Genomic DNA, 26,890 nt, shown 5'->3' with positions numbered 1-26,890 from the left:
GGGTCCCTCCGCTCAGATCCGGTCCGCGACCAGCACGTAGTCGTAGTAGAGGGGGTCGCCCTCCTCGTCCACCGGGTACGCGTGGCTGCTCCGGTTCGCGAGGATCACCTTCAGCTCCGGCAGGGCGTCGAAGCCGAGGTCGTTCTCCTCGATGATGTGGCCCCGTTCCGCGAGCTGTTCGAAGAGGTCCCCGCTCGGGATGCGGAAGACGTCGAGTCCGTCGAGCAGCACCCGCACGTCGGCGTCCTCGTGCTGGAACCGGACCAGCTCCACACCGCTCAGCGCGCCCCTGGTGAAGCCGAGCACGACGTCCATCGCGAAACGGTCCTGCCTGAGCACGATCTGCCCCGGTTCCTCGTCGCTTGAGAGGGTCCGGAAGAGCCCCCACTTCGCCACCGCGGCCCGCGCGTCCCCGACCGGCATGCCGAGCCTGAACGGCCCGGCACCGATCCGCGGGCGGATCTCGACGTCCACGTGGACTCCTTTCCCGTCGCCGGGCCTTCGCACCTGCCCATGTCCGAACGCGCATGGTCGCACATGAGTGGGACGAGTGGAGACAGGCGCAAGCCCGGGAGGCCGGCGACAGCCCGGCGTCAGCCCGGCGTCACCAGTCGCGCCTCGTACGCGAACACCGCTGCCTGGGTGCGGTCTCTGAGACCCAGCTTCACCAGGATGCGGCTCACGTGGGTCTTGATGGTCGACTCGGCCACCACCAGCCGCTCGGCGATCTCCGCGTTCGACAGGCCCTGGGCGATCAGGACCAGGACCTCCGTCTCCCGTTCCGTCAGCTCGCCGTAGGCCGCCTGGACCCCGGGGACCATGCGCGGGGTGTCCGACAGGCGTGAGAACTCCGTGATCAGGCGTCTGGTGACCGAGGGGGCGAGGAGGGCCTCGCCGGCCGCCACCACTCTGACACCGTCGGCCAGTTGACGGGCCGAGGCGTCCTTCAGGAGGAAGCCGGACGCACCCGCGCGCAGCGCCTGGTACACATACTCGTCCAGGTCGAAGGTCGTCAGGACCAGCACCTTCGCCTCCGCGTCCGCCGCCACGATCTCCCGGGTCGCCTCGATGCCGTTCAGCTCGGGCATGCGGATGTCCATCAGGACGATGTCCGGGGCCACTTCACGGACCTTGTCCACCGCCTCCCTTCCGTTGACGGCCTCGCCGACGACCTCGATGTCCGGCATCGCGTTCAGCAGGACGGAGAAGCCCTCGCGGACCATCATCTGGTCGTCCGCGATCAGCACGCGGATCGTCATGCCCCACCCTCGATCGCCGTGCCCGCGGCCGGTACCGGCAGGAACACCGTCACCTCGTAGCCCCCGTCCTCCGTCGAGCCCGCCGTCATCCCGCCGTTCAGCATCGACACACGCTCCCGCATGCCCGTGATGCCGTGCCCCGCGCCCGGAGAGGGTTTCGTCAGGTGCGGTGCGGGCGGTGGGCCGTTGACTATGCGCAGGCCCAGGCCGCCGAGGACATGGCCGATCTCCACGCGGGCACTCGCTCCCGGTGCGTGCCGCAGGGTGTTGCTGAGGGCTTCCTGGACGATCCGGTACGCCGACAGCTCCACGCCTTGGGGCAGTTCGCGCACCGCTCCGGTCACCGCCTTGTCGACCGTGAGGCCGGCCTCCCGCACATTGGCCAGCAGCCCGTCCAGGTCGGCCAGGGTCGGCTGCGGGGCGTCCGGGGCCTCGTAGTCCTCGGCGCGGACCACCCCGAGGACCCGGCGCAGCTCGGTCAGGGCCGCCACCGCGTTCTCCCGGATGGTGGCGAACGCCTTCTCCAGCTCCTCCGGCGGGTTCTCCACCCGGTAGGGCGCGGCCTCCGCCTGGATGGCCACCACCGACATGTGATGGGCGACCACGTCATGCAGTTCACGGGCGATGGTCGTGCGCTCCTCCAGCAGCGTGCGCCGCGAGCGCTCGTGCGCGGTCACCGTCTGCTGCGCGGTGACCTCCCGCTCGGCCTGCCGGCGTATGTGCCGGACCGTGACGGCCAGCAGGACGAACGCCGAGAGGAACAGCATCGGGGACACGTCGGTCTCGTAGTGTTCGAAGCCGAAGGCGGCATCGAGCCAGAGACCGTACACCGCGGTGAACGCCCACATCCAGGCCGCGGTGCGCGGGCGGGTGCGGAGCGCCACGACGGTGAGCACCGTCAGGTGGGAGATGAAGCTGCTCGGCAGCCACGGCCAGCTGTCCCAGTCGCTGCCGGTGACCGTGGTGGCGGTGGCCGCCGCGAGCGACAGCCAGAACGCCCCGGCCGGACGCGCCAGGGTCAGCAGCACCGGGACCAGCGCCAGCAGCGCGCGCAGCAGGGCCCTGAACCCCCCGTCCTGGTCCGCGAAGCCGACGAGCGCCGCCAGCACGCCCACGGCTGCCACCGTCGCGTGCGGGGCCCAGGCGGCGTACTCCCTCATCCGGCCCGGCAGCCGGCGGGTGAGCGGGCCGTCCACGGACATGGGCGGCAGCGGCCGGTAGGCGAAGGGGTGCTGGCAGAGATCCTGCCGCAGCCCGCGCAGGGCGTCCGCGGCGAGCCGGAACTCCGGGCTGCGCGGCCGGCCGGCCGGGCCCGGCGGAGTCGTCTGCGTGTGCGTCGTCTGGGTCACGTACGCAACGGTAGGCGGGGGCGGGGGCCTCGGTCGTCACCTTGCAGAGGGGTCCTCGCGGGTCCCTCTCAGGTACTACGGGTCTGCGCAGGGTCCGGTGAGGGACCGGTGAGGGGCCGGTGGCTTCACCGGCCGCCGGGGCGGACCAGGCCGGACTCGTAGGCGAAGACCGCCGCCTGGGTGCGGTCGCGCAGGCCCAGCTTCACCAGGATCCGGCCCACGTGCGTCTTCACGGTCTGCTCGGCCACGACCAGCCGCTCGGCGATCTCCGCGTTCGACAGGCCCTGGGCGATCAGCGCCAGCACCTCCGTCTCCCGTTCGGTGAGGTCACCCACGCGCTGCTTGAGCGGCGCCCGGGGACTGCCGTCCAGGCGGGAGAACTCGGCGATGAGGCGGCGGGTGATGCCGGGCGCGAGCAGGGCGTCGCCCGCGGCCACGACCCGTACCGCCTCGGCCAGCTGGTCCGCGGAGGCGTCCTTGAGCAGGAAGCCGGAGGCACCGGCCCGCAGCGCCTCGTACACGTACTCGTCCAGGTCGAACGTGGTCAGCACCAGCACCCTGACGGCAGGGTGGTCGGCGGTGATGCGGCGGGTCGCCTCGATGCCGCCGAGTTCGGGCATCCGGATGTCCATCAGCACCACGTCCGGCGTCAGTTCGGCGGTCCGGGCGATCGCGTCGCGGCCGTCCACCGCCTGTCCGACCACCTCGATGCCGGGCTGGGTGTTGAGCAGCACGGTGAAGCCCTGCCGGACCATCTGCTGGTCGTCGGCGATGAGTACGCGGATGGTGCCGGCGCCGCTCGTCATGGGGTCGGTTCTCCTGTCGGGGTCGATTCCGTCGGTTCGGGGGCGCCGCCCCGGGGGAGGAACGCCACCACCACGAAGCCGCCGCCCCGGGTCGGCTTCGCCTCGACGCTCCCGCCCAGCATCGCCGCCCGCTCCCGCATGCCCAGCAGGCCGTGACCGCCGCCCGGGGTCGGCTGGACCGGGCGGCTGGGCCGGGAATTGCTGACACTCAGGTATATGCCGCGGGGGAAGTGGGCGATGTCCACACGCACCTTCGCGCCCGGCGCGTGCCGCAGTACGTTGCTCAGGGCCTCCTGGACGATCCGGTACGCGGACAGCTCCACGCCGGGGGAGTAGCCGCGGGCGTCGCCCTCCTCGGCCTTCACCACGTCCACGCCGGCCGCCCTGGTGTTCTCCAGCAGGGAGTCCAGACGGGCGAGGTTCGGCTGCGGGGCGTCGGGTGCCGGGCCGGTGCCCGGAGCGGACAGAGGGGAGATGTCCCCGGCCTCCGGTTCGTCCGGGCTCTCGGAACGCAGGACGCCGAGCACACGGCGCAGTTCGGTCAGCGCCTCCAGGGCGTTGTTGCGGATGCCCGCGAGGTTCTCCTTCAGCTCCTCCGTGGGGTTCTCCACCAGGTGGGGAGCCACCTGGGCCTGGATGGAGATCACCGACATGTGGTGGGCGACCACGTCGTGCAGTTCCCGGGCGATACGGCTGCGCTCCTCCAGGAGGGTGCGGCGGGCCCGTTCCTCGGCGGTGAGCGTCTCCTGCTGGACCAGTTCGGTACGGGCCTCGCTGCGGCCGCGCAGGGCGGCGCCGATGAGCGCGGCGACGGCGAACAGGCCGATCGCCACCTTTCCCGTCGGGGTGTAGAACCGCGCTCCTATGACGCCTTCGACGAGGAAGGTGACCAAGGCGGTGGCACCGAGCGCGGCCACCGTGCCGCGGACGCGGACGCGCAGGGCGACGAGCAGCAGTACCACCATGTGGGCCAGCAGAACGGGCGTGGACCAGGGCCAGGTCGGGCCGGCCAGCCGAAGCATGGGCGCCATCATCTGCTGCCGGGCGAGCAGCGCGGTGACAGCGGCGGCTGCCAGCGACAGGGCCCAGGCGGGGACGGGCCGCCACAGGGCCAGGACGATCGCGGCGCCCTGGAGGGACGTGCACAGGAGGGATACGGCGGTGGCGAGGCCGTAGCTGTCGGACAGCTCCTCCGCGCCGGCTCCCGTGATGGCCAGGGCCGCGTAGCAGGTGAGCAGGTAGGTGAGGAGACGGAGCCAGCGGTACTTGGAGAAGGGGGGTGACTGGGAGGAGGGGTTCTCCCCCAGCCAGGCGCGGAGGCGGGTGGTGCGGGAAGGGGGAGTGGACGGGCGGGACTCGTCCACGGCCGGGATCGGGGAGTCGTCCTCGGCCGGGATCGGGGAGTCGTCCTCGGCCGGGACCGGGGAGTCGGGTGAGGTCGCGGGCGTGGTGCCGCCGGGGTGCTCGGTCTGGTTCTCGGGTTCCGCGGACATCACGGGCGTCACTCTAGGCATGGTGCGGGGACCTCGCTGGCGGCACCTGGCGGCGGACCACGTGCGATGTGCGGTTGCGGGGGCGGCGGGGGCCCTGCTCGTGGTGCCGGAAGGCCGTCCAGCACAGGGCCAGGGTCAGGGTGAAGACCGGGAGCCAGACGAGGCGGGAGGCCACCCAGGCGAGGGAGTCCGGGGCGGTGTGCAGGCCGGGCAGGCGGCCGGCCAGGAGGGCCGTCGCCGTGGTGGCCATCAGGGCCGTCTGGTGCCAGAGGAAGAGCGTCATCGCGGAGAGGTTGACGAAGGCCGTCGCCGCCCAGGCCAGGGGCCGGGCCATCGCGCGGCGCAGACGGTCGCGGAGCAGGAGGGCGAGGCCGCACTGGGCCAGGCCGAAGGTGACGGCCGCCAGGGTCGGGGGGCTGAGGTTGGATATCGGCGCGCCCGGGACGCCGACCATGGACGCCGGGTAGTCCGCGCAGATGACGAGCAGGGCCGTGGCCGCCGTACCGCCGAGCAGCAGGGTCCAGGCCGAGCGGCGGGTCGTCAGCTCGCCCCGGGCCCAGGCGGCGCCCAGGGCGTACGGGACCAGCCAGCCAGCCGGCAGGTTCAGCCAGCCGAGCCAGGACGGGCCGAGGTGCAGGCCGAAGCGGAGCAGGTCCACGTGCAGCACGACGGCGAGCGGCCAGAGGGGGTTGAGGCGCGCGACGAGGGGGGTGGCGGCCGTGAGCGCGGCGAAGACCAGCAGGAACCACAGCGGGGACAGCGCCAGTTTGAGCAGGGTGTGGACCGTGGGCAGGGGCGTGCCGGTGAGCAGGAGGGTCACCGTCGCCGCCGTCCACAGGGCGAGCAGCGCGGCCACCGGGCGCAGGAGGCGGGTCAGACGGGCTCGCAGCCAGGCGGCGTAGCCGTCGCCTCTGTCGCGGGCCGAGGCCAGGCCGCGCGTCGCCACATGGCCGCCGACCAGGAAGAACACGGCCAGCGTCTGGAAGACCCAGGAGACCGGGGCGAGCCGGGGCATGTGCTGCAGCGGGCTCGCCGTGTGCAGACCGCCGTCCTGGGCGACCAGCGCCGTCACCAGCCAGTGGCCGAGGACGACACCGAGGATCGCGAGGGCGCGCAGGGCGTCGATCGCACGGTCCCGGGACGCGGGGGTGCCGGCGTCGACCTGGCGGGCGGCTCGGCGCAGGGCGTGAAGGGCGGTCTGCGCAGGCACGGGTCGCCCCGAGGTCTCGCCAGGGCGATCCGGGCCAGGCCGGCGCGGGTGGGCGTGGCTGGGGTGCCCCATGGGCGGGTTCCTTTCAGATGGCCCGGCCATCGGGCGTCTCTGACAAGGACGTTAGAAATCAGGGGCTGTCGTCCGCGTCCCGCCAGGGAGCTGTCCCGCGGGGTGGCTCTCAGGTACTACGGGTATCACCGGGTGCCGAAGGCGAGCCGTCACCAGGCCAGTTGGGCGATCTCCTCCGCCACCACCGCGCACGCGTCCGCCGCCGGGTCGATCAGCGGGAAGTGGCCCACGTCCTCCAGCAGCGTCAGGCCCACGACCTCCCCGGCCTTCGCCGCCGCGTCCGCGTAGGACTCGGCCACCGCCTGCGGCACGTCCCGGTCCGCACGCCCCTGCACGAGCGTCGTCGCGATGCCCGTCGGAAGGAGCAGCACGGGGTCGGCGCAGGGGCGTCGCTCGGCGAACGCGTCGTGGCCGCCGAGGAGTTGCAGACTGGCGTGGTCGCACACGGCCAGCTTCTCCGCGACCTCGAAGTCCGCGATCGGGGCGAGGGCGACGACCCCGCGCAGCGGCGCCGGCCGGTCGGTGCGCCAGGGCGCGTGCGCGGGCAGGACATGGCGGGCCGCCGCCCACAGGGCGAGGTGGCCTCCGGCCGAGTGGCCCGTCAGCACGGTGCGACGCGGGTCGGCCTGCGGGAGCGCCCCGCGGATCAGGGCGGGGAGGGCGTCCAGGGCGGCCGCGACGTCGTCGAAGGTGTCGGGCCAGCGGCCGGCCACAGGGGTGGCGTCACCCCCGTCGCCGCCCGTGCTCTGCCCGGGGATCAGCGGCTCGCCGCCGCGCCGGTACTCGACGTTGGCCACCGCGAAGCCCCTGCGGGCCAGGTAGTCCGCGAAGGGCGTGATGTGGCGCCGGTCGTAGCGGGCGCGCCAGGCGCCGCCGTGCAGGACCACCACCACCGGGGCCGGCGCGTCCGACGCGGTCCGGGGGGCGTAGAAGTCGATCACCTGGTCGGGGTGGCTGCCGTACGCGGACGTGACGTCGGGGTCGACCGGGGCGTGCGAGAAGGCCGACTCCTCCTCGGCGGCAGCGCGGGCTGCTGCTGCGTCGTCCGGCATGCTTCAACCTCTCAGCGATGGAACGCGTTCGGCGGACCCGGCAGGACGGACCACGTGCCGGCAATCGGCCGTAGCCGGGAAGGTACCAGGCCGATGACGTGCGCGGACACGGGGTCGTGGCCCCGGCCGGCGCCGCGCGGAAACGGACGCGGACGCGGACGCAGCCGGCCCTGCCGCGCCCGTGACCTCCAGCGGTACCGCGCCCCGCGTCCGTTCCCTGCCCAGGGCTCCTACGCCCCGCCCGGCGCCTCTCCCAGCACCTCCCCCAGCACCCGAGCCGCCCGCTCCGCATCCGCGAACCCCACGTACAGCGGCGTGAAACCGAAGCGCAGCACGTCGGGTGCCCGGAAGTCACCGACCACCCCCCGCCCGATCAGCCGCTTCATGGCGTCCCCCGCGTCCGCGCAGCGCAGCGCCACCTGGCTGCCGCGCTCCTCATGGGCCACCGGCGTCAGACACGCGACGCGCCCCTCGGGCACATACGCCGCGACGCACTCCAGGAAGAAGTCGGTCAGGGCCAGCGACTTGGCGCGTACCGCGTCGACCGGCACCCCGTCCCAGACCTCCAGCGCCGCCTCCAGCGCCAGCATCGACAGGATGTCCGGCGTGCCGACGCGCCCGCGCAGCGCCCCCGGCGCCGGGGCGTACTCCGGCCGCATCCCGAAGGGCTCCGCATGCGAGTTCCAGCCCGGAAGCGGGGAGTCGAAGCGGTCCTGGAGGGAACGGCGCACATACAGGTACGCCGGTGAACCCGGGCCGCCGTTCAGGTACTTGTAGGTGCAGCCGACCGCCAGGTCGACGCCGTGCTGGTCCAGGCCCACCGGCAGCGCGCCCGCGCTGTGGCACAGGTCCCAGACCGCGAGGGCGCCGGCGGAGTGGATCGCCGACGTCAGCGACGGCAGGTCGTGCAGGCGGCCGGTGCGGTAGTCGACGTGGTTGAGCAGCACCGCGGCCGTGCGGTCGGACAGGGCCGCCGGAACCTCGGACGGGGTCACCGCGCGCAGGGTGCGGCCGGTCATCCGGGCCGCCGACCCGGCGATGTAGCCGTCCGTGGGGAACGTCGTGGCGTCCACCAGGATCTCGGTGCGGTCCTCGCCCGCCATCCGTACCGCCGCGACCAGTGCCTTGAAGACGTTGACGCTGGTGGAGTCGCCGACGACGATCTGCCCGGCCGCCGCGCCGACCAGCGGGGCGATCCGGTCGCCGATCCGCTCCGGCGCCGTCCACCAGCCGCTCTCCTCCCAGGAGCGGATGCGCAGCTCGCCCCACTGGCGGCGGACGACGTCGGCCACGCGGTCGGGGACGCCCGCGGGGAGCGCGCCGAGCGAGTTCCCGTCCAGGTACACGGCGTCGTCGAGGAGGAAGCGGTCCCTGAGCGGCGCCAGCTCGTCCGCCGCGTCCAGCTTCTCCGCCCGCAGAACGAACTCAGACATGGGACCTCGCCGTCCACAGCTCCGGGAACACGTTCTTGCGGGCACGCTTCTCCAGCCAGGCCACGCCGGCCGAGCCGCCCGTGCCGGGCTTGGCGCCCATCGCGCGGCGGGTGGCGACCAGGTGGTCGTTGCGCCAGCGCCAGACCAGTTCGGCCACGTCGGTCAGCGCCTCGCCGAGCCGGGCGAGTTCATCGCCCTCGTCGCCCGCGTAGACGGCGGTCCAGGCCGCCTCCACGGCGTCCGAGGGCTCGTAGCGCTGGGAGACGTCCCGGCGCAGGACCGAGGCCGGGACCGGGTGGCCGCGGCGCGCGAGGAGCCGTACGACCTCGTCGTACAGGCTCGGCTCGTGCAGGGCCTTCTCCAGTTCCGCGTGGACGCGGGGGGCGCCGCGGTGCGGGACGAGCATGGACGCGGACTTCTCGCCGAGCAGGAACTCCATGCGGCGGTACATCGCCGACTGGAAGCCGGAACCCTCACCGAGGGCGCTGCGGTACGAGTTGAACTGCGCCGGGGTGAGCTGGCCGAGCGGCTTCCAGGAGGCGTTCAGCGCCTCCAGCTCCCTGACGGAACGCTTCAGCGCGGCGATCGCGGTCGGTACGTCGTCCGAGCGCAGGGCGTTCGCCGCGGTCTCCCACTCGTGCACGATGACCGTGAACCACAGCTCCATGACCTGGGTCGTCACCAGGAAGACCATCTCTCCGGGGTCGTCGGAGAGGGTGTGCTGGAGATGGGTGAGCACGTCCGCCTTGACGTAGTCCTCGTACGGCGTCGTACCGGCGAAGTCGAGATGCGGGGTCTCGGGCTCGGCCTCGGGAAGGGGGTGAGCCTGTTGGGACATCGCTGTCTCCTGTTGTTACTCCGGGTAGCGGTCCGCCCCTGCCGATTCCGGCACGGGGGCCCCGGTCCCCACCCGGAATCCTCCGCAATCGCCGCGGCCACGGCAAGGCCCGTCCGCTGCCAGACGGGCCACACCGGTGACTCCCGCCGGGCTAGCCCAGGGTCTGGGCCGCCGTCGGCGAGGAGTCCTTCAGGAACTGCGAGCAGCGCTCGTACTCCTCCTGCTCGCCGATCGCCTGCGCGGCGCGGGCGAGGGCGTGCAGGGCGCGCAGGAAGCCGCGGTTCGGCTCGTGCTCCCAGGGGACCGGGCCGTGGCCCTTCCAGCCGCTCCGGCGCAGGGCGTCCAGGCCGCGGTGGTAGCCCGTACGGGCGTAGGCGTACGACTCCACGACCGCGCCGCGCTCGAACGCCTCGTCGGCCAGCTGGGCCCAGGCGAGGGAGGAGGTGGGGTACTTGGCGGCGACGTCCGCGGGGGCGGTGCCCTGCGCGAGGAGCTCGCGGGGCTCGGGGTCGTCGGGGAGGTGGGTCGGGGGCGGGCCGCCGAGGAGGTTCTGGTGAATCGTCATGGGTTCAGTGTGGCTCACGGAAGGGCACCCTGGGCCGGTGCGTACCCCTGCGCCGGTGCGGGCGGGCACAGCGCGGGTACGACGACCGCCCCCTACGGCACGACCAGGACCCGGGCTGGTCCCGGGCTGGTCCCGGGCTGGTCCCGGACGAAATCCCCTAGGCCCCCTGCCGCTCCCCCTCCAGCGGCGGAGCCGTCACGTTCCCGTGCGTCCGGCACTCCGGGCGCAGGCAGCCGGGGCCCGGTCGGCGGACCAGGGCGAAGGCGAGGGCCGAGCCCAGCAGCAGCGTCCCCGCGAGCATGGGCATCGCCCGGTCGAACGCCGCGTCGAACGCCGTGGGTGACCGGTACGCCTCCGGTCCCATCCCCGCCAGCAGCGGCAGCGCCGCGACCGCGACCAGGCCCGCCGCCCTCGCCGCCGCGTTGTTGATGCCGCTGGCCAGGCCCGCCCGGGAGGCGTCGACCGAGGCGAGGACCGTGGCCGTCAGCGGGGCCACCAGGGTGACCATCCCCGCCCCCATCACCAGCAACGCGGGCAGCACGTCCGTCGGATAGTCCGCGCCCGGCCCCACCCGCAGCATCAGCAGCATCGCCGCCGCGCAGAGCAGGGGACCCACCGTGAGCGGCAGGCGCGGGCCGGTACGGTCCGCCAGGGCGCCCGAGCGGGCGGAGAAGAGCAGCATCAGGGCGGTGGTCGGCAGCAACGCCGTACCGGCCGCCAGCGGTGAGTACCCCGCCACCACCTGCAGCTGCAGCGCGGTGAGGAAGAAGAAGCCGCCGAACGCCGCGTACACGCACAGGGTGACCAGGTTGACCGCCGTGAACTGGCGCGAGGCGAAGATGTCCGGCGGGAGCATCGGGTCCGGGCGGTGCCGCTCCACCTGCACGAAGGCCACCGCCGCCGCCACACCCGCCACCCCGGTCAGCGCCACCGCCAGGGAACCCGCCCGCGCCTCGATCAGCGCGTAGGTCAGCAGGGCCAGGGCCAGGGCGCCCAGGGTGGCACCGAGCACGTCGAAGCGACCCCGGCTGCCGGTGTCGGAGGACTCCGGCACGTGCCGTACCGCCACCGGTACGCACAGCAGGGCCAGCGGGACGTTCAGCAGGAACACCCAGCGCCAGCCGGGGCCGGCCACCAGCCAGCCGCCCAGGAACGGGCCGACCGCCGCGCCGATGCCGCCGAAGCCGGACCACAGGCCTACGGCCCGGCTGCGGTCGTCGGGGTGGAAGGACGCCTGGATGATCGCGAGGGAGCCGGGGGTGAGGAGCGCGCCGCCCACACCCTGCAACGCCCGCGCGGCGATGAGGATCCCCGGGCGCGGCGACAGGCCGCACAGCAGGGACGCGGCGGCGAACCACACCACGCCCAGCAGGAAGACCTTCCGGCGGCCGTAGTGGTCCCCCAGCGAGCCGCCCAGCAGGATCAGACCGGCCAGCGTGACCATGTACGCGTTGACCGTCCACTGCAGCGCGGCCAGGCTCGCGTCCAGGTCGCGGCCGATGCGCGGGAGCGCCACGTTGACGACGGTGGAGTCCAGCATGGCCATGCTGGAGCCGAGGACCGTGGTGAGCAGGATCCACCTGCCCTGGGGCGAGGCCAGCCGGACGTCGGGCACCTCCCCAGGTATACAGCGGGCCCGGCGGCAAGGACAGCCGCCGGGCCCACCGCGAGGACGTACCGCTTACTTGATCTTGTTGCCCGCCGAGCGCAGGTTCTTCGTGGCCTCGACGACACGCGCGGCCATGCTGGCCTCGGCCAGCTTGCCCCAGGTGCGCGGGTCGTAGGCCTTCTTGTTGCCGACCTCGCCGTCGACCTTCAGGACGCCGTCGTAGTTCTGGAACATGTGGGCGGCGACCGGACGGGTGAAGGCGTACTGGGTGTCCGTGTCCAGGTTCATCTTCACGACGCCGTTCTCCAGCGCGGTGAGGATCTCCTGCTCGGTGGAGCCGGAGCCGCCGTGGAAGACGAAGTCGAACGGGGACTGCTTGCCGAACTTGGCGGCCACGCCGTCGTTCAGCTCCTTCAGCAGGTCGGGGCGGAGCACGACGTTGCCCGGCTTGTACACGCCGTGCACGTTGCCGAAGGAGGCGGCCAGCAGGTAGCGGCCCTTCTCGCCCAGGCCCAGGGCCTCCGCCGTACGGATGGCGTCCTCGACCGTCGTGTACAGGGAGTCGTTGATCTCGTGCGAGACGCCGTCCTCCTCGCCGCCGGTCGGGGTGATCTCCACCTCCAGGATGATCTTGGCGGCGCGGGTGCGCTCCAGCAGCTCCTGGGCGATGGCGAGGTTGTCGGCGAGGGTCTCGGCGGAGCCGTCCCACATGTGGGACTGGAAGAGCGGGTTCCGGCCGGCCTTCACGCGCTCCTCGGAGACCGCGATCAGCGGACGCACGTACCCGTCGAGCTTGTCCTTCGGGCAGTGGTCGGTGTGCAGCGCGATGTTGACCGGGTACTTCTCGGCGATGATGTGCGCGTACTCGGCGAGGGCGACCGCGCCGGTCACCATGTCCTTGCTGTACTGGCCGCCGAGGAACTCGGCACCGCCGGTCGAGATCTGGACGATGCCGTCGCTCTCCGCCTCCGCGAAACCGCGCAGCGCCGCGTTCAGGGTCTGGCTCGAGGTGACGTTGATGGCCGGGTAGGCGAACTTGCCTGCCTTCGCCCGGTCGAGCATCTCGTTGTAGACCTCGGGGGTTGCGATGGGCATCTGTCCGCTCCTTGGTGTTGCGGGTCGGCTTGGTGCGTTACGGCCCTGACCTAGACCTGGGGGTTCGACGTCGTCGTCGGCCCCATCTTTCCAGACATGGACCGCTGGTCCATGCGCCGGTCAAGTCCAGGTCAATCCCGCGTGTCAGTCCAGACCCAGTTCATCCTTCGAGAAGGCGAACCGGTACGGAACACCCGCGCCGGCCTCGATCTTCTCGGCGGCACCGGTCGCCCGGTCCACGATGGTCGCGACGGCGACGACCTCCGCGCCGGCCTCGCGCACGGCCTCGACCGCGGTGAGCGGGGAGCCGCCGGTGGTGGAGGTGTCCTCGACCACGAGCACGCGCCGCCCCGCGATGTCCGGGCCCTCCACGCGCCGCTGCAGACCGTGCGCCTTCGCGGCCTTCCGTACGACGAACGCGTCGAGCTTCCTCCCGCGCGCGGCGGCGGCGTGCAGCATGGCCGCGGCGACCGGGTCGGCGCCCATGGTGAGCCCGCCCACCGCGTCGAACTCCAGGTCCGCGGTGAGATCCAGGAGCACCTGGCCGACCAGCGGGGCGGCCTCGCCGTCGAGGGTGATGCGGCGCAGGTCGACGTAGTAGTCGGCTTCCAGACCCGAGGAGAGGGTCACCTTGCCGTGCACCACGGCCTTGTCCTTGATCTGCTGCAGCAGCGCGCCACGTACGTCCGTCATGCCGACCAGCTTAAAGGCGCCGCCAGCTCCAGGTCGTCGCCGCCTCCAGCGGCTCCAGCGGGGTGACCAGCCGCGGCAGGGTGTTCAGGCCGTTGGGCGGACCGGTCTGCGGCTCCACGCACACGGCCGCGGCCTGCTCGTCGTAGACGACCACCCACTCCTCGCGGCTGGTCACCCTCAGCTCCAGCTGCCCCGGCCAGGTGAGGGTGACGTCGACGCCGCCGGGCATGCCGAAGCAGTCGTCCCAGGGGCCGGGCCCCGGGTCGATCCGGTTGCCGGTCGGCAGATGGTCGTCGCCGCGTTCCTCCTGCCAGGCGGGCTTGAAGCCGAGCGTGACGTCCTCGCCGCCGAGGTTGCGGTTGAACCAGGGGTGCCAGCCGATCTGCGCCGGGAAGGAGTCGCCGTACGTCTCCACGGACATCGTCAGCGTCAGGCTGTCCTCGGCGAGCGCGACGCTCTGGGTGACGCGGCCGGGGTGCGGCCAGGGCTCGACCAGCTCGTACGTCATCACCGCCTCGTTCCGCGAGACGCGCGCGGTGCGCCAGGCGCCGTCGCGGGCCGTGCCGTGGATCGCGTGGGGCGGGGAGTTGAGCGGCATCTGGCGGACGGTGCCGCCGTCCAGGAAGCGGCCGTCCCTGGTGCGGCCGCACCAGGGCACCATCGGGAAGCAGCCGTAGCCCTGCCCCTGCCTGAGCAGTTCCAGGGAGTCGACCCTCAGCCCGCTGATACGGCCGCCGGCGGCGGGGCTGACACGTGCTTCTGCGTCACCTGCGGTCAGCGTGATGTCTTCGTTACTCACGGGAAGAGGCTACTGGGGGGACGGGTGCGGTGGCGGGACGGCCGCAGGCCGGTGGCCTGTTCAGCGGCGTTTGCGCAGTGCCCTCCCCACCACGATCGCCGACGCCACCGCCAGCGCCGCCGCCGGTGCCGCCCAGCGCAGAGCCGACGTCGCCGTGACCGTCTGCGGGGCCGGAACCGGCGCGTAACGCCCCCGCGGAGGCGCGTGGTCGACCTCCTCGGCGCTGCGGCCGATCATCGTGCGGCGCGCGTGGGCGGCCTCGGCGGGCGGCTCACCGGTGTCGGCGAAGTCCTCCGCGAGACGGTCGGCCGCCGGGTCCGGCGAGGGCGCCAGGGCCCCGGTGCCCACGACCGGCGTGTGCTCGGTTCCGGGCTCTGTCCTGTGCTCCGCCGAAGCCTCCGGCGGCTTCTCCGGGCTCTCTGCCAGGTTCTCCACGAAACGGTTCAGCAGACGGGTCGCCGCCGCGCTCACCGCGTCCGGCGGCAGCTCCGCGATGCGGCCGTCCGCCGCCGCCGTACCCTCGGCCGTGACCGTCGTACCGCCCTCGGTGTCCGCGAGGCGCAGGGTGAGGGCGAGTTTCACGGCACCCGTGCCGCGGGCTTCGGCGGCGTCGGCCTCGACGGCGTACGTGCCGTCGTCCCGGGCCACCACCCGGGCCCTGCCGCGGTAGGTGACGGAGTGTCCGCCGACGCGCAGTTTCAGGCGTCCGGCGACGGGGGCGGCACCGGCGTCCTGCTGCAGGCCGGGGATGGCGCGGGCGACCCGGGCGGGATCGGCGAGGGCGGCCCTGAGCGGCTCGACCGGGACCGGGACGAAGACCTGGTGCTCCATGTCCGCTGAGCCTACCCAGGTGTGGCCGCAAAGTACCCTCACGAAGACCGGGCTCCTCGCCACCGGCCGGCGGCCCCTCAGTACCGCGGATGCACCAGCGTCGAAGCCGGCAGGCCCCCGATCCGCGTCCCTGCCGCCGCCCTCCCGTCCGCCGCCAGACCGCGCTGGGTCAGCGTGCGGGCGGGCCAGGACCCCAGCCGCAGCGGTGGCGGAGTGTGTCCCGGGGCCGCCAGCAGGAACCCCCAGTCGTGCGGGGCTCCGGGCGCGCCGGCCGAGCGGTCGGGGCCGGCCGGGAAACCGGAGTCGTGGGCGAGGACCCGGTAGGGGGTGTCGGCGAAGCCGGCCGCGCGCAGGGTCGCGGCCACCGTCCAGAAGACGAGGGGGCGGGTGGTGACGGAACCGGCGTGCACGACGAGCCGGCCGCGGGGGGCGAGGACGCGGCGGGCCAGGCCGTAGAACTCCTGGGAGTACAGCTTGGTGCTGGCGGTGATCCCGGGGTCGGGGAGATCGGCGATCACGACGTCGTACGACCGTCCCCGTACTGCGCGCAGCCAGCCGAGCGCGTCGGCCGTGGTGGTGTGGAGGCGGGGGTCGGCGTAGGCGTGGCCGTTGGCGGCGGCGAGCCCGGGGTCGCGGCGGGCCAGCCGGACCAGACCGGCGTCGAGTTCGACGAGGTCGACGCGGCGCACCCCGGGACGGCGCAGCACCTCGCGGGCGGCAAGGCCGTCGCCGCCGCCGAGGATGAGGACGCGCGTGTGCGGCCCGCCGGACAGCGCGGGGTGCACCAGGGCCTCGTGGTAGCGGCGTTCGTCGCGGCCGCCGACCCGGAGCCGGCCGTCCAGGAAGAGGTCGAGTGGTTTGCCGTCGGTGCCGCCGGCCAGGACGACCTCCTGGACGCCGGTCTGTTCCGCGACCCGGACGTCGTCGCCGTAGACGGCGTGCCGGGCGGCGCGTTCGAAGTCGTCGGCGAGCGCGGCGGCGGAGGCGAGGACACCGAGGACGACGAGGCCGACGACGAGCAGGGTCCAGCGGGCCCGGCGGGTCAGGTCGCGGCGGAAGAGGCCCAGCACCAGGGCGCCGCCCGCCACCACGTTGACCGTGCCGGTGACCAGGGCGCCCGTCAACTGGCCCAGGAAGGGCAGGAGGAGGAAGGGGAAGGCGAGACCGCCGACCAGCGCGCCCACGTAGTCCGCGGCGAACAGGTCGGCGACCGCGCCGCCCGCGTCCTGGTGGCGGATGCGCTGGATCAGCTCCATCAGCAGCGGGACTTCGGCGCCGATGAGCAGGCCGATGGCGAGGGAGAAGGCGACCAGGAGGCAGCGCGGGCCCTCGGCCCACAGCCCGCCCCAGTCGCCGGTCCAGGCGAAGACGGCGTACAGCGCCATCGCGCTGCAGCCGCCGACCAGCGCGAGGACGGTCTCGATCGCGCCGAAGCCGGCCGCCGCGTGCCAGCGCAGCCGTTTCGCCCCGAGGGAGCCGATGCCCATCGCGAACACCATCACGGACAGCACGACGGAGGCCTGGGTGACCGAGTCGCCCATCAAGTACGAGGCGAACGCCACCAGTTCGAGTTCGTACACGAGGCCGCAGGCGGCGCAGACGAAGACGCACACGAGAACCAGGAACCGCCCGGTGCCGGGCCGGACCGGCAGCCGGGCGGGGCCTGTCCAGGAGGGCGGGGCACCCGGGGGAGCGGGGGCGTGCGGTTCGATCACGTTGCGACGTTACGTCACATGCGCGGCACGCTTCGTCACCCACACGTGTGGAACTGGGGGCAGTTGACGCCTGACGGGTTTATGTCGGAGCGGTGTGCTCAGCGGGCCGCGCCGCCCGCACCCGCGCCCCGACCCGGGTGCGGGTGGCCACCAACTGGCCGTCCTGCGGGTAGGCGTGCCAGGTGCGCCAGTGCACCTGGCCCTCGTGGTACTGGGCCAGCAGCGCGGTGAAGGCGTGCGGGCTGCCCGGGAAGACGCCCGCGAGGCCGTGCGGATGGTCGGAGACGAGGGCCAGCAACTCCTGGGCGCGGCCCGCGAACGAGCCGGGGCTGAGCACCTCGACGCGTGCGGCGAACTCGTACTCCCAGTCGTCGACGCGCTTGGCGACGCCGAGGGGCAGCGGGGTGCTGGAGCCGGGGATGCACGCGACCGTCTCCGAACACAGGCCGCGCTCCTCCTCCAGCAGCACCTGGTGGGAGGCGCCGAGCAGTCTCAACTGGAGCTTTGTGCCGGCGAGTTCCAGATCGAGGGTGGCCAGGGCCGGCAGCGGCTCGCGTCCCAGGGCCCAGGCTAGGTCGGCAGCGCGCGTATCGGTGTAGGAGGTGTTCAGGGTCGTGAGCATGGATCGGCTCCGCAAACACGCGATGAGGGGGGAGATCGGCCATGTCAGCCCAGCCGGCTCGGCCGGGTGGGGAGTCTCAGGGACGTCCGAGGGGCTGCGTTGGCGATTTAGAGGGAATCATGAACAGAGGCGCCCCCACAGCGTTTTTACCCAACTTCGTGGGGTTTCCATCCCTCAGGGGGCTCCACAGTTCAACTGTTCAACCATGGCGTGCGCCGGGCGCGAGAACGAGACGGCGGGCGCCCGCCGGTCGTCCTCGCCGGCAGGCGCCCGTGTGCGGCCGTATGCGGTTCCCCCGAAAGCTCAGCTGCCCCGTGTCAGCTGCCTCCGCCGCATCCGCCCCCGCCGCCGCACGACGAACCTCCGCCGCAGGAGGAGTGGCCTCCGCAGGAGGAGTGGCCCCCGCAGGAGTGGTGACCGCCGTGGTGCCCCCCGTGGTGCCCGCCCGACGAACCGGAGTCGGCGCCGCCCGCCCACCAGCTGCCGCTGCCGTCGTACGAGGACGACGACGAGGACGACGAGCGGTACGCCCCCGACCGGCCGCGCCGGCCCTTGCCGGGCGACACGCTGCCCCGCCGGTCGCCGTTCCGCGCGCCCGCCATGGCCGTGAGGGTCACGAACGCGGCCACGACCAGGATGAAGATGATGCCGGCGTCCATGGCGTCACCCTCCTTCCGTTCCCCCGTAGCGGCCCCCCGTGGACCGCGGTGACCGGGGGATGCCCGGCCGGCCCGGGACTCAAAGCGGAGTTGAGGAACTTCTGAGGGTCCCACCTGGAGAAATGCCCTTGACCTGTGTAGACGTGCAACTCAGGGGCCTCAGCGGGCCGTCTGTGGGCCGTGATCTCCCCGTTACGCACCACACCCTGAAGGCCAGCAACCCCGACGAGGCCGTAATCCCGGGTGAAGAACGCCTTACCTGCGCGGCCCGGAGAACGCCACCCTTCGCTACCCCCCGCTGTACTTTCGCGCTACCCCTGCAACGCGCTGACCTGCACGAACAATGAGAACCTGAAAAATTCGCCTGGCTTCGCTACTGACCGCCAGGCTTTCGCGCCACCCCGCTGACCTGCAATAACGTGCATCAGCAGAGGTATTCGCAGGCAGAGCGGCTGTAGCATCGGGACAACACCGAGGCGGCGGCAGCCCTGGGGCTCTCGCATGAGACGCCACGCGCGCCATTGGTCATTCAAGACTCCCGCGTGATTCACGAGTGCCTGGCTCCGGAGCCACCCGGAGCCAGACCTCGCGCGCGGGGCATTGTGAGCCCGGCCGACTACATCCCGGCCGGGCTCACGCATGCCCGTCCATATCGGCCGGAGCGCCCGGCCCTTCACTAGGTCAGTGAAGGAACCGTTCAGCGCACCCCGCGATGGCAGTGACCGCTCCGAGGATCACCACCGCCAGCTCAACCCAGTCCCTTTTCGGGCGTCGGCGGCGCTTCCTCTCCTTGGGTCGCCCCATCGTGTCGGCTCCTGTCTGTCGCTACTTCCAACCGAGCGCACAAACACTTCAGTTGGCTCCTGCTCAAGTCGAGCCAGGGAGTCTTACGGAGACGGGTGCCGTTCTCGCAACCTACCCGGGGTGCGGGCAGCGGTGGAACATTCGCCACGGTTCGCCAGGGTCCGCCAGATGGTGTGCCACTGGGTGGGCGACGTTCACTTTGCTTGCCGACCTGTGCGTACACCCGCAGCGTCAGCCCCGGATCGGCATGTCGGCGCCAGTCGGCTCATGAACAGCCGGATAAGGCCCTGGAAACACGAAACGGCCCCGTGGGCTTCAGCCCCGGGGCCGTTCACTCAGAAAATATGGTGGAAGATCTCAAGAATTTTGTATACAAAACCATCGTCAAAGTATTGGACCGCAAATTTAGTAAAAATGCCAGAAATTACTGAAACAGCGACTCTTTTGAACGAAAACAGACATTCTTCACTATGCCGCTCCCGCGTATCCAGCCGAGGACTCGGGCACACGTGCCCCTCATCCTCTGCCTGTGGCACCGGGATCACGTAGATCACCATGTTGGTCCGCGGGCACTCTGTTTTGTTGTCATCCTGCATCAGAAACCTCCGGTGTCAGGCGGGCCTGGCCGACCCGCACCCTCACGGAGTGAGCCACTGACGTTCACTCCGCGGGGCACGGGACGGTCATGAGCACCGTCCTCCAGGGGTAACACCGCCCCCAAAGGCCCGAGTTGGAAGGTTTCCTCACCCCAGTGTGGGCTAGACCATGCTGAGCGTCAAGGATCCTGAGGCTGTCCCGCCCAGGCCTCAAACCCCAGGAAAGCCGGCCGTCCGAAGGCGACCAGCGCCGACAGACGACGACAGTTGGAACGTGAGTTGAGGAACTCCAGAGCTTGGGCGGAGGATGGCCGGCATGACCTCCAGCGCACGTCCTCACCTCAACCGCCGGCTCGCCGAGTTCGGGACGACGATCTTCGCCGAGATGTCCGCGCTCGCCGTGGCCACCGGATCGATCAACCTGGGCCAGGGCTTCCCCGACACCGACGGCCCCGAGGAGGTGCGCGAGGCGGCGGTGCGGGCACTGCGCGAGGGCCGCGGCAACCAGTACCCGCCGGGGCCGGGCGTTCCGGAGCTGCGCACCGCCATCGCCGCGCACCAGCAGCGCCGCTACGGGCTGTCGTACGACCCCGACACCGAGGTGCTGGTCACCGCGGGCGCGACGGAGGCGATCGCGGCCGCGCTGCTGGCGCTGGTCGAGCCGGGCGACGAGGTCGTGGCCCTTGAGCCGTACTACGACTCCTACGCGGCGAGCATCGCGATGGCGGGCGGCACCCGCGTACCGGTCACCCTGCGCCCGCACGACGGCTCCTTCCGCCTGGACCTGGACGAGCTGCGCGCCGCCGTCACCGGCCGCACCCGGCTGCTGCTGATCAACACCCCGCACAACCCGACCGGTACGGTCCTCACCCGCGCCGAGCTGGCCGCGATCGCCGAGCTGGCGGTCGAGCGGGACCTGCTGGTGGTCACGGACGAGGTCTACGAGCACCTGGTCTTCGACACCGCCGGCCACCTGCCGCTCGCGTCCTTCCCCGGGATGCGCGAGCGCACCGTCTCCATCTCCTCCGCCGGCAAGACGTTCTCCTTCACCGGCTGGAAGGTCGGCTGGGTCACGGCCGCGCCGGAGCTGGTGGGCGCGGTGCGTTCGGCGAAGCAGTTCCTGACGTACGTCTCCTCGGGGCCCTTCCAGTACGCGGTCGCCGAGGCCCTGGCCCTGCCCGACTCCTACTTCGCGGAGTTCCGACGGTCCATGCTGGCCCGCCGCGACATCCTGGCGCGGGGTCTGGCGGAGGCGGGCTTCGAGGTGTTCGTCCCGGCCGGGACCTACTTCATCACCACCGACATCCGGCCCCTCGGCGAGAAGGACGGCTTCGCCTTCTGCCGCAGCCTGCCCGAGCGCGCGGGCGTGGTGGCGATCCCCAACGCCGTCTTCTACGACGACCGGGAGGCCGGGGCGCCGTTCGTGCGGTTCGCGTTCTGCAAGCGGGAGGAGGTCCTGCGGGAGGCCGCTGAGAGGCTGCGGGCGATGTGAGGCGCTTACTCGACACAGGTGAAACCGTGACACCGTCGGCGGTCACCTGCTCGCGCTCGCGCCCCCGCACTTGCAGGGTGCAGAGGTGTGAGCCACGCCAGCACCGTCCTCGCCCCGCCCGTCACCGCTCCGAAGTCGGCGCGGCACACGTCCCTGATGCGAGCCGGCGGGATCGCCGTGTGCCTCTTCCTCGGGGCCCGGCTCATCGGTGCGGCCGTGCTCGTCGTCGTCGCCCACACCGCCGGCAAGCACCCCCTGACGCTGCTGGGCCGGTCGTGGGACTCGGTCTGGTACCTGGGGATCGCCGCGCACGGCTACGGCCACGACCTGCCCTCCCACGACCCCGGCCCGCACAGCGACCTGGCGTTCTTCCCGCTGTACCCGGCGCTGCTGCGGGCGGTGACCGCGCTGGCCCCGCTCGGCGGGGACCTCGCCGGGCTGCTGATCTCGTGGACCGGGGCCGCCGTGGCCGCCGCCGGCATCCATGCGGTCGGCACCCGGCTGCACGGGCGGACCACCGGTATCGCGCTGGTGCTGCTGTGGGGGCTGCTGCCGCACTCGGTGGTGCTGTCGATGGCGTACACCGAGCCGGTGCTGACGGCGTTCGCGGCCTGGTCGCTGTACGCGGTGCTGGCCGGTAACTGGCTGTGGGCCGGTGCCCTCGCGGCGCTCGCGGGACTGGCCCGGCCGAACGGCTTCACGGTCGCCGCCGCGGTGCTGGCCGCGGCCGGGGCCGAGGTGTGGCGGCGGCGCGGAAAGGTTTCCCACAGGCTGTGGACGGGCGCGGCGCTCGCCCCGCTGGGCTGGACGGCGTACGTGCTGTGGGTGGGCCGGCAGAAGGGGGATCTGACCGGCGGCTACTTCGAGGTGCAGCGGCTGTGGGGGTCGCGGTTCGACTTCGGGCGGGGGTCGCTGGATTTCGTGCGCGCGATGCTGCTGCACGGCGGCCGGTTCGTGTTCCCGGTGGCGCTGGCGCTCGTCCTGGCGGGGGCGGTGCTGTACGCGCTGCTGTGCCTGGACCGCGCTCCGCTGCCGCTGCTCGTCTACAGCGGGGCGCTGCTGCTGGTCGCGCTCGGCGGGTCGGGCTTCTTCGAGTCCAAGCCGCGGTTCCTGCTGCCGGCGTTCCCGCTGCTGCTGCCGCTCGCCCGGGGGCTGGCGGGCATGGCGAGAGCCCGGCCCTGGCACGCGACCGTGCTGGTCGCGAGCCTGGCCGGGCTCAGCTGTCTCTACGGCGCGTACCTGGTGGTGTACGCGCACGAGCCGCTGTAGGCCGGGCGGCGGGACCTACTCGCCGTCGCCCTCGTCCTCGCGCTTGTCCGCCTCGTTGACCTCCTGCTCCAGGCCGAGCTGCTCGGCGAGCCACTTGTCGAACTCGATCGCGGCCCGCACCCAGCTGACCGTGGAGGAGACGAAGTGGTTGATGTCGACGCCCGTGCCGATCAGCATCTGGGCCTCGCCGATCAGCCGGACGGTGCCGTCGTCGTGGGTGTGGGTGTAGACCTTGGGCCACAGGGTGCGGCGGTTCCAGTCGTCGACGGACTCCAGCAGCTGCGGCTTCTCGTCGATCGGGTGGGGGCGGTCGTAGAAGGTCCGCACCGAGAAGACCGCCTGCTCGGCCTCCCCGCGGAACATGAAGTAGGTGCGGAACTGCTCCCACGGAGCCGCGAGGTCGCCTTCCTCGTCGACGACGTACTTCAGCTCCATCTGGTCGAGGAGCTGCTTCACGAGGTCCTGATCCGGGAGGACGGGGCCGGCCGGTCCCTGGGGCTGCGGCTCGGGCTGGCCCCCGAAGTTCGGAATCGAGGACGGGTCGATGCTCACCGTGTTTTTCCCTTCATGGTGGATCTGGCCATCCTCCCTCATCCGGGGAGGGGGGAGGCAAGCCCCGACGCCCATGTCAGCCCTGGGCTGACACGAACCGGTCACCCGGGGATGACGGTGTCATGACCGACCGGCGGCATGATCGCGGCATGCGCATGAAGAGAGAGCTGCGGTGGCTGCTGTGGGGTCTGTGGCTGGTGTGCCTGGTGGTCGCGGTCTGGTTCGTCGTCGCCGTGATCATGCTGCTGGCGGAGGGGGACATGCCGCTCAACCAACTGCAGAACTGACCCGGGCCCGTCCGTCACCGGCGGACGGGCCCGGCGGCACCTTCGTCACAGGGTCTTGCCGGTCCGCGGTCCCACGAGCAGGCCGTCCCCGGACCTGTCCACCCGCACCGTGTCGCCGTCCTTGACCTCACCGGAGAGGATCTCCTTGGCGAGGCGGTCGCCGATGGCGGTCTGGACGAGGCGGCGCAGCGGGCGGGCGCCGTAGGCCGGGTCCAGGCCCTCCTCCGCCAGCCAGGCCAGCGCCTCCGGCGTGACGTCCAGGGTGAGCCGGCGCTCGGCGAGCCGCTTGCCGAGCCGCCCGATCTGGAGCTGTGCGATCCGCTCCAGCTCGGGCTTGGTCAGGGCCGAGAAGACCACCAGGTCGTCGAGCCGGTTGAGGAACTCCGGCTTGAAGGAGGTCCGGACCACCTCCAGGACCTGTTCCTTCTTCTCGGCCTCGCTCGTCAGCGGGTCGACGAGGAACTGGCTGCCCAGGTTGGAGGTGAGCACCAGGATGGTGTTGCGGAAGTCGACCGTGCGGCCCTGGCCGTCCGTCAGGCGGCCGTCGTCCAGCACCTGGAGCAGGATGTCGAAGACCTCGGGGTGGGCCTTCTCCACCTCGTCGAGCAGGATCACGCTGTACGGGCGCCTGCGCACCGCCTCCGTGAGCTGGCCGCCCTCCTCGTAGCCGACGTACCCGGGGGGCGCGCCGACCAGCCGGGCCACGCTGTGCTTCTCGCCGTACTCCGACATGTCGATGCGGACCATGGCCCGCTCGTCGTCGAAGAGGAAGTCGGCGAGCGCCTTGGCGAGTTCGGTCTTGCCCACACCGGTCGGGCCGAGGAAGAGGAAGGAGCCGGTGGGGCGGTCGGGGTCGGCGATACCGGCGCGGGAGCGTCGTACGGCGTCGCTGACCGCCCGTACGGCCTCGGTCTGGCCGATGAGCCGCTTGCCCAGCTCGTCCTCCATGCGCAGCAGCTTCTGCGTCTCGCCCTCCAGCAGGCGGCCGGCGGGGATGCCGGTCCAGGCGGCGACGACGTCGGCGATGTCGTCGGAGCCGACCTCCTCCTTCACCATCGTGTCCGTGGCGGCCTCCTCCTCGGCCTCCGAGGCGGCCTCCAACTCCTTCTCCAGCTGCGGGATCTCGCCGTAGAGCAGCTTGGCGGCGGTGTCGAAGTCGCCGTCGCGCTGGGCGCGTTCGGCCTGGCCGCGCAGGTCGTCCAGCTTCTCCTTCAGCTCACCGACCCGGTTGAGGGACTGCTTCTCCTTCTCCCAGCGGGCGGTCAGTCCCCGCAGCTCCTCCTCCTTGTCGGCGAGGTCGCGGCGCAGCTTCTCCAGGCGGGCGAGGGAGGCCGGGTCGGTCTCCTTGCCGATCGCCAGCTCCTCCATCTTCAGCCGGTCCACGGCGCGCTGGAGTTCGTCGATCTCGACGGGCGAGGAGTCGATCTCCATCCGCAGGCGGGAGGCGGCCTCGTCGACCAGGTCGATGGCCTTGTCGGGGAGGAAGCGGGAGGTGATGTAGCGGTCGGAGAGGGTGGCCGCCGCCACCAGTGCCGAGTCCGCGATCTGGACCTTGTGGTGGGCCTCGTAACGGCCCTTCAGGCCACGGAGGATCGCGATCGTGTCCTCCACCGTGGGCTCGGCGACCAGCACCTGCTGGAAGCGGCGCTCCAGGGCGGGGTCCTTCTCGATCCGCTCCCGGTACTCGTCCAGGGTGGTGGCGCCCACCATGCGCAGCTCGCCACGGGCCAGCATGGGCTTGAGCATGTTGCCGGCGTCCATGGCGGAGTCGCCGCCGGCGCCCGCGCCGACGACGGTGTGCAGCTCGTCGATGAAGGTGATGATCTGCCCGTCGGACTCCTTGATCTCGGCGAGGACGGCCTTCAGCCGCTCCTCGAACTCGCCGCGGTACTTGGCCCCGGCCACCATCGCCCCGAGGTCGAGCGCGACGAGCCGCTTGTCCTTCAGCGACTCGGGCACGTCCCCCTTGACGATCCGCTGGGCGAGCCCTTCCACCACGGCGGTCTTGCCGACGCCGGGCTCACCGATGAGCACGGGGTTGTTCTTCGTACGACGGCTCAGCACCTGCACGACCCGCCGGATCTCCTGGTCCCGGCCGATGACCGGGTCCAGCCGGCCCTCGCGGGCGGCGGCGGTGAAGTCGGTGCCGAACTTCTCCAGGGCCTTGTACTGGCCCTCGGGGTCGGCGGTGGTCACGCGGCGTCCTCCCCTGGCCTTCTGGAAGGCCTCCTGCAGCTTCTTGGCGTCGGCGCCCTGCCCCTTGAGCACGTCCCCGGCCGCGCCGCCCTTCGCGGCGATGCCGATGAGCAGGTGCTCGGTGGACAGGTACTCGTCGCCGAGCGCCTTGGCGCGCTCGGTGGCGTCCGCGATGGCGGCCAGCAGCTCGCGGTTGGGCTGCGGGGGCGCGACGGTCGATCCGGTCACGCTGGGCAGGGCGGCCAGGATCTTCTCGGCGCCCGCGCGTACGGCGGCCTGGTCGGCGTCGACGGCCGCGAGCAGGTCGGTGATGTTCTCGTTCTCCTGCCCCGCGAGCAGCGCGAGGAGCAGGTGCGCAGGCGTGAGGTCCGGGTGCCCCTCGGTCACGGCGCGGTTGCTGGCCGCGTTGATCGCGTCCCGGCTCCTGTTGGTCAGCTCGGCGTCCACGTTGTCCGTTCTCCTCCTCGTCCACCACTGCAGCACTCCACTGCTGACTTAACCAGCGTACACAAAGTTGAGTCCATTCCGCTCAAGGTGGGGGGCAAGGCTTGCGCGGGCTAGGTTGCGGGACATGGTGAAGCACTCTGAGCAGTACCTGGGGTTCTGGCGGGAACGCCATCTGTGCACGCTGACGACACTCCGCGCGGACGGCAGCCCGCACGTGGTGCCGGTGGGGGTGACGTACGACGCGGAGGCCGCGCTGGCCCGGGTGATCACCAACGGGACCAGCGCGAAGGCGCGGCATGTACGCGCGGCCGGGGCCGAGGGCGCCCGGGTGGCGGTGTGCCAGGTGGACGGCCGGCGCTGGGCCACGCTGGAGGGGCGGGCGAGGGTACGGACGGAGCCCGAACGGGTCGCGGAGGCGGTACGGCGCTACGCCGAACGCTACGAGCGGACACCGGGGCCGAATCCGGCGCGTGTGGTGATCGAGATAGAGGTCGGGCGCGCCCTGGGGAACCTCTGAGACGGCCGAAAACTTTCAGCCACCCTGGAAGCGGCCCCATACCGCACTATGCCGTGGCATATCCCCGGAAAACTGCAGCGGCGTCACCGTGTTCAGGTCACGGTGACGCCGCTGCGGGGGGAAGCACCTGAGCGATCTTTTACGACGGGGGAATCGCGTCAGGCACTGCGGGGGGTGGCAGAGATGGTCGTCAGTTCCTCGTCCGTGGGCTCGGCGAGCCGGTGGTCCCGCTGATCGAGGTTGACAAAGATCATTCCGTACCGGATGGCACACCGGACCGGCTGGGGCGCGCCACGCGGCTTGCGCAGGCACCGGTACGCCCGCACGTCCTCGTCGTCGTCCCGGGTGACGACGACCGGCTCTCCGAACACGGTCACCATCAGCGAGTCACCACTGTGGGGGATGGCGGTGACCAGGTCGATGAAGTGCCAGCCGGAGCGGTAGGCCGTGGCCATCTCGCGACGGAAGGAGCGGTCGTCGGGCGGGGTGGTCACGTCAACTCCTCCCAGCGTCCGCGTGAATCACTGGCCAACTGGTGTCGCTGGCGACCGCGGTAGTCGCAGCCGCCGCCGGCCAGCTGGTGTCCGCCCGATCGTCGCCCTTCTCGCTCGTGAAGCCGCCCAGCGCTCC

25 protein-coding genes are annotated in these 26,890 nt (G+C 72.0%); 4 read left to right on the top strand and 21 right to left on the bottom strand.

Annotated features, from left to right (window positions below; genetic code table 11):
• Positions 1–12: 12 nt before the first annotated feature.
• From ABT171_RS15190 to ABT171_RS15105, 18 genes are all read right to left on the bottom strand, one after another.
• Complete coding sequence (locus ABT171_RS15190; RefSeq protein ID WP_351243696.1) at positions 13–474, bottom strand: hypothetical protein; 462 nt, start codon at positions 472–474, stop codon at positions 13–15.
• Between the two features lie 119 nt (positions 475–593).
• Positions 594–1,259 carry a response regulator gene (locus tag ABT171_RS15185; RefSeq protein ID WP_351243694.1) on the bottom strand — a complete coding sequence of 222 codons (666 nt, stop codon included), beginning with the start codon at positions 1,257–1,259 and terminating at the stop codon, positions 594–596.
• The gene (locus ABT171_RS15180; RefSeq protein ID WP_351243692.1) at positions 1,256–2,608 is read right to left on the bottom strand and encodes a sensor histidine kinase; all 1,353 of its coding nucleotides are present in this window, start codon (positions 2,606–2,608) and stop codon (positions 1,256–1,258) included. The genes ABT171_RS15185 and ABT171_RS15180 overlap by 4 nt, the downstream gene beginning before the upstream one ends.
• A gap of 125 nt (positions 2,609–2,733) precedes the next feature.
• A complete protein-coding gene (locus ABT171_RS15175) occupies positions 2,734–3,414 on the bottom strand; it encodes a response regulator (protein WP_351243690.1) in 681 nt (226 codons plus the stop codon).
• Positions 3,411–4,907, bottom strand: coding sequence for a sensor histidine kinase (locus ABT171_RS15170; RefSeq protein WP_351244128.1), 1,497 nt, complete (start codon positions 4,905–4,907; stop codon positions 3,411–3,413). Before ABT171_RS15170 ends, ABT171_RS15175 begins: the two co-directional genes overlap by 4 nt.
• A gap of 13 nt (positions 4,908–4,920) precedes the next feature.
• Positions 4,921–6,189 carry an acyltransferase family protein gene (locus ABT171_RS15165; RefSeq protein ID WP_503075306.1) on the bottom strand — a complete coding sequence of 423 codons (1,269 nt, stop codon included), beginning with the start codon at positions 6,187–6,189 and terminating at the stop codon, positions 4,921–4,923.
• Between the two features lie 149 nt (positions 6,190–6,338).
• Entirely contained in the window at positions 6,339–7,241 is a 903-nt protein-coding gene (locus ABT171_RS15160; RefSeq protein ID WP_351243686.1) for an alpha/beta hydrolase, read from the bottom strand.
• A 230-nt stretch (positions 7,242–7,471) separates the two neighbouring features.
• Positions 7,472–8,674: a kynureninase gene (kynU, locus tag ABT171_RS15155; protein ID WP_351243684.1), complete on the bottom strand. Its 1,203-nt coding sequence runs from the start codon at positions 8,672–8,674 to the stop codon at positions 7,472–7,474.
• The gene (locus ABT171_RS15150; protein ID WP_351243682.1) at positions 8,667–9,512 is read right to left on the bottom strand and encodes a tryptophan 2,3-dioxygenase family protein; all 846 of its coding nucleotides are present in this window, start codon (positions 9,510–9,512) and stop codon (positions 8,667–8,669) included. The genes kynU and ABT171_RS15150 overlap by 8 nt, the downstream gene beginning before the upstream one ends.
• 151 nt (positions 9,513–9,663) lie before the next feature.
• Positions 9,664–10,077, bottom strand: coding sequence for a DUF3151 domain-containing protein (locus ABT171_RS15145; protein WP_351243680.1), 414 nt, complete (start codon positions 10,075–10,077; stop codon positions 9,664–9,666).
• A 157-nt stretch (positions 10,078–10,234) separates the two neighbouring features.
• A complete protein-coding gene (locus ABT171_RS15140; RefSeq protein ID WP_351243678.1) occupies positions 10,235–11,692 on the bottom strand; it encodes an MFS transporter in 1,458 nt (485 codons plus the stop codon).
• Positions 11,693–11,758: 66 nt separating this feature from the next.
• Positions 11,759–12,781: a class II fructose-bisphosphate aldolase gene (gene fbaA / locus ABT171_RS15135; protein WP_351243676.1), complete on the bottom strand. Its 1,023-nt coding sequence runs from the start codon at positions 12,779–12,781 to the stop codon at positions 11,759–11,761.
• 144 nt (positions 12,782–12,925) lie between these two features.
• Positions 12,926–13,474, bottom strand: coding sequence for an orotate phosphoribosyltransferase (gene pyrE / locus ABT171_RS15130; RefSeq protein WP_190017087.1), 549 nt, complete (start codon positions 13,472–13,474; stop codon positions 12,926–12,928).
• A 10-nt stretch (positions 13,475–13,484) separates the two neighbouring features.
• On the bottom strand, positions 13,485–14,273 hold the full coding sequence (locus ABT171_RS15125; protein WP_351243674.1) for an aldose epimerase family protein: 789 nt from the start codon (positions 14,271–14,273) through the stop codon (positions 13,485–13,487).
• A 60-nt stretch (positions 14,274–14,333) separates the two neighbouring features.
• Positions 14,334–15,104 carry an SRPBCC domain-containing protein gene (locus tag ABT171_RS15120; RefSeq protein ID WP_351243672.1) on the bottom strand — a complete coding sequence of 257 codons (771 nt, stop codon included), beginning with the start codon at positions 15,102–15,104 and terminating at the stop codon, positions 14,334–14,336.
• 77 nt (positions 15,105–15,181) lie between these two features.
• Complete coding sequence (locus ABT171_RS15115) at positions 15,182–16,819, bottom strand: polyamine aminopropyltransferase (RefSeq protein ID WP_351243670.1); 1,638 nt, start codon at positions 16,817–16,819, stop codon at positions 15,182–15,184.
• A gap of 79 nt (positions 16,820–16,898) precedes the next feature.
• The gene (locus ABT171_RS15110) at positions 16,899–17,441 is read right to left on the bottom strand and encodes a DUF2617 family protein (RefSeq protein WP_351243668.1); all 543 of its coding nucleotides are present in this window, start codon (positions 17,439–17,441) and stop codon (positions 16,899–16,901) included.
• A 317-nt stretch (positions 17,442–17,758) separates the two neighbouring features.
• Positions 17,759–18,100 (bottom strand): hypothetical protein, encoded by a 342-nt coding sequence (locus ABT171_RS15105; protein ID WP_351243666.1) that lies wholly within the window; start codon positions 18,098–18,100, stop codon positions 17,759–17,761.
• Positions 18,101–19,807: 1,707 nt separating this feature from the next.
• Here ABT171_RS15105 and ABT171_RS15100 point away from each other — a divergent pair.
• Positions 19,808–20,992 (top strand): pyridoxal phosphate-dependent aminotransferase, encoded by a 1,185-nt coding sequence (locus ABT171_RS15100; RefSeq protein WP_351243664.1) that lies wholly within the window; start codon positions 19,808–19,810, stop codon positions 20,990–20,992.
• Positions 20,993–21,079: 87 nt separating this feature from the next.
• The gene (locus tag ABT171_RS15095; protein WP_351243662.1) at positions 21,080–22,261 is read left to right on the top strand and encodes a putative hexosyltransferase; all 1,182 of its coding nucleotides are present in this window, start codon (positions 21,080–21,082) and stop codon (positions 22,259–22,261) included.
• A gap of 15 nt (positions 22,262–22,276) precedes the next feature.
• Here the strand turns inward: ABT171_RS15095 and ABT171_RS15090 are convergent, their stop codons facing one another.
• Positions 22,277–22,813 carry a type III secretion system chaperone family protein gene (locus tag ABT171_RS15090; protein ID WP_351243660.1) on the bottom strand — a complete coding sequence of 179 codons (537 nt, stop codon included), beginning with the start codon at positions 22,811–22,813 and terminating at the stop codon, positions 22,277–22,279.
• A gap of 149 nt (positions 22,814–22,962) precedes the next feature.
• Between ABT171_RS15090 and ABT171_RS15085 the strand changes: the two genes are divergently transcribed.
• Positions 22,963–23,100: a hypothetical protein gene (locus ABT171_RS15085; protein ID WP_351243658.1), complete on the top strand. Its 138-nt coding sequence runs from the start codon at positions 22,963–22,965 to the stop codon at positions 23,098–23,100.
• A gap of 45 nt (positions 23,101–23,145) precedes the next feature.
• On the opposite strand, the gene clpB is transcribed toward ABT171_RS15085, so the two are convergent.
• Positions 23,146–25,743, bottom strand: coding sequence for an ATP-dependent chaperone ClpB (gene clpB, locus ABT171_RS15080; RefSeq protein ID WP_351243656.1), 2,598 nt, complete (start codon positions 25,741–25,743; stop codon positions 23,146–23,148).
• Between the two features lie 124 nt (positions 25,744–25,867).
• Here clpB and ABT171_RS15075 point away from each other — a divergent pair, with 124 nt between their 5' ends.
• Positions 25,868–26,260 (top strand): pyridoxamine 5'-phosphate oxidase family protein, encoded by a 393-nt coding sequence (locus tag ABT171_RS15075; protein WP_351243654.1) that lies wholly within the window; start codon positions 25,868–25,870, stop codon positions 26,258–26,260.
• A gap of 158 nt (positions 26,261–26,418) precedes the next feature.
• Here the strand turns inward: ABT171_RS15075 and ABT171_RS15070 are convergent, their stop codons facing one another.
• Positions 26,419–26,754, bottom strand: coding sequence for a hypothetical protein (locus ABT171_RS15070; RefSeq protein WP_351243652.1), 336 nt, complete (start codon positions 26,752–26,754; stop codon positions 26,419–26,421).
• Positions 26,755–26,890 lie beyond the last annotated feature (136 nt).

This window comes from Streptomyces sp. NPDC001851 (assembly GCF_040297165.1).
In the GTDB taxonomy this organism is placed as follows: Bacteria; Actinomycetota; Actinomycetes; order Streptomycetales; family Streptomycetaceae; genus Streptomyces.
Note: the sequence above shows the minus strand (reverse complement) of the source record. Positions and strands in the feature narration are given on the sequence as shown.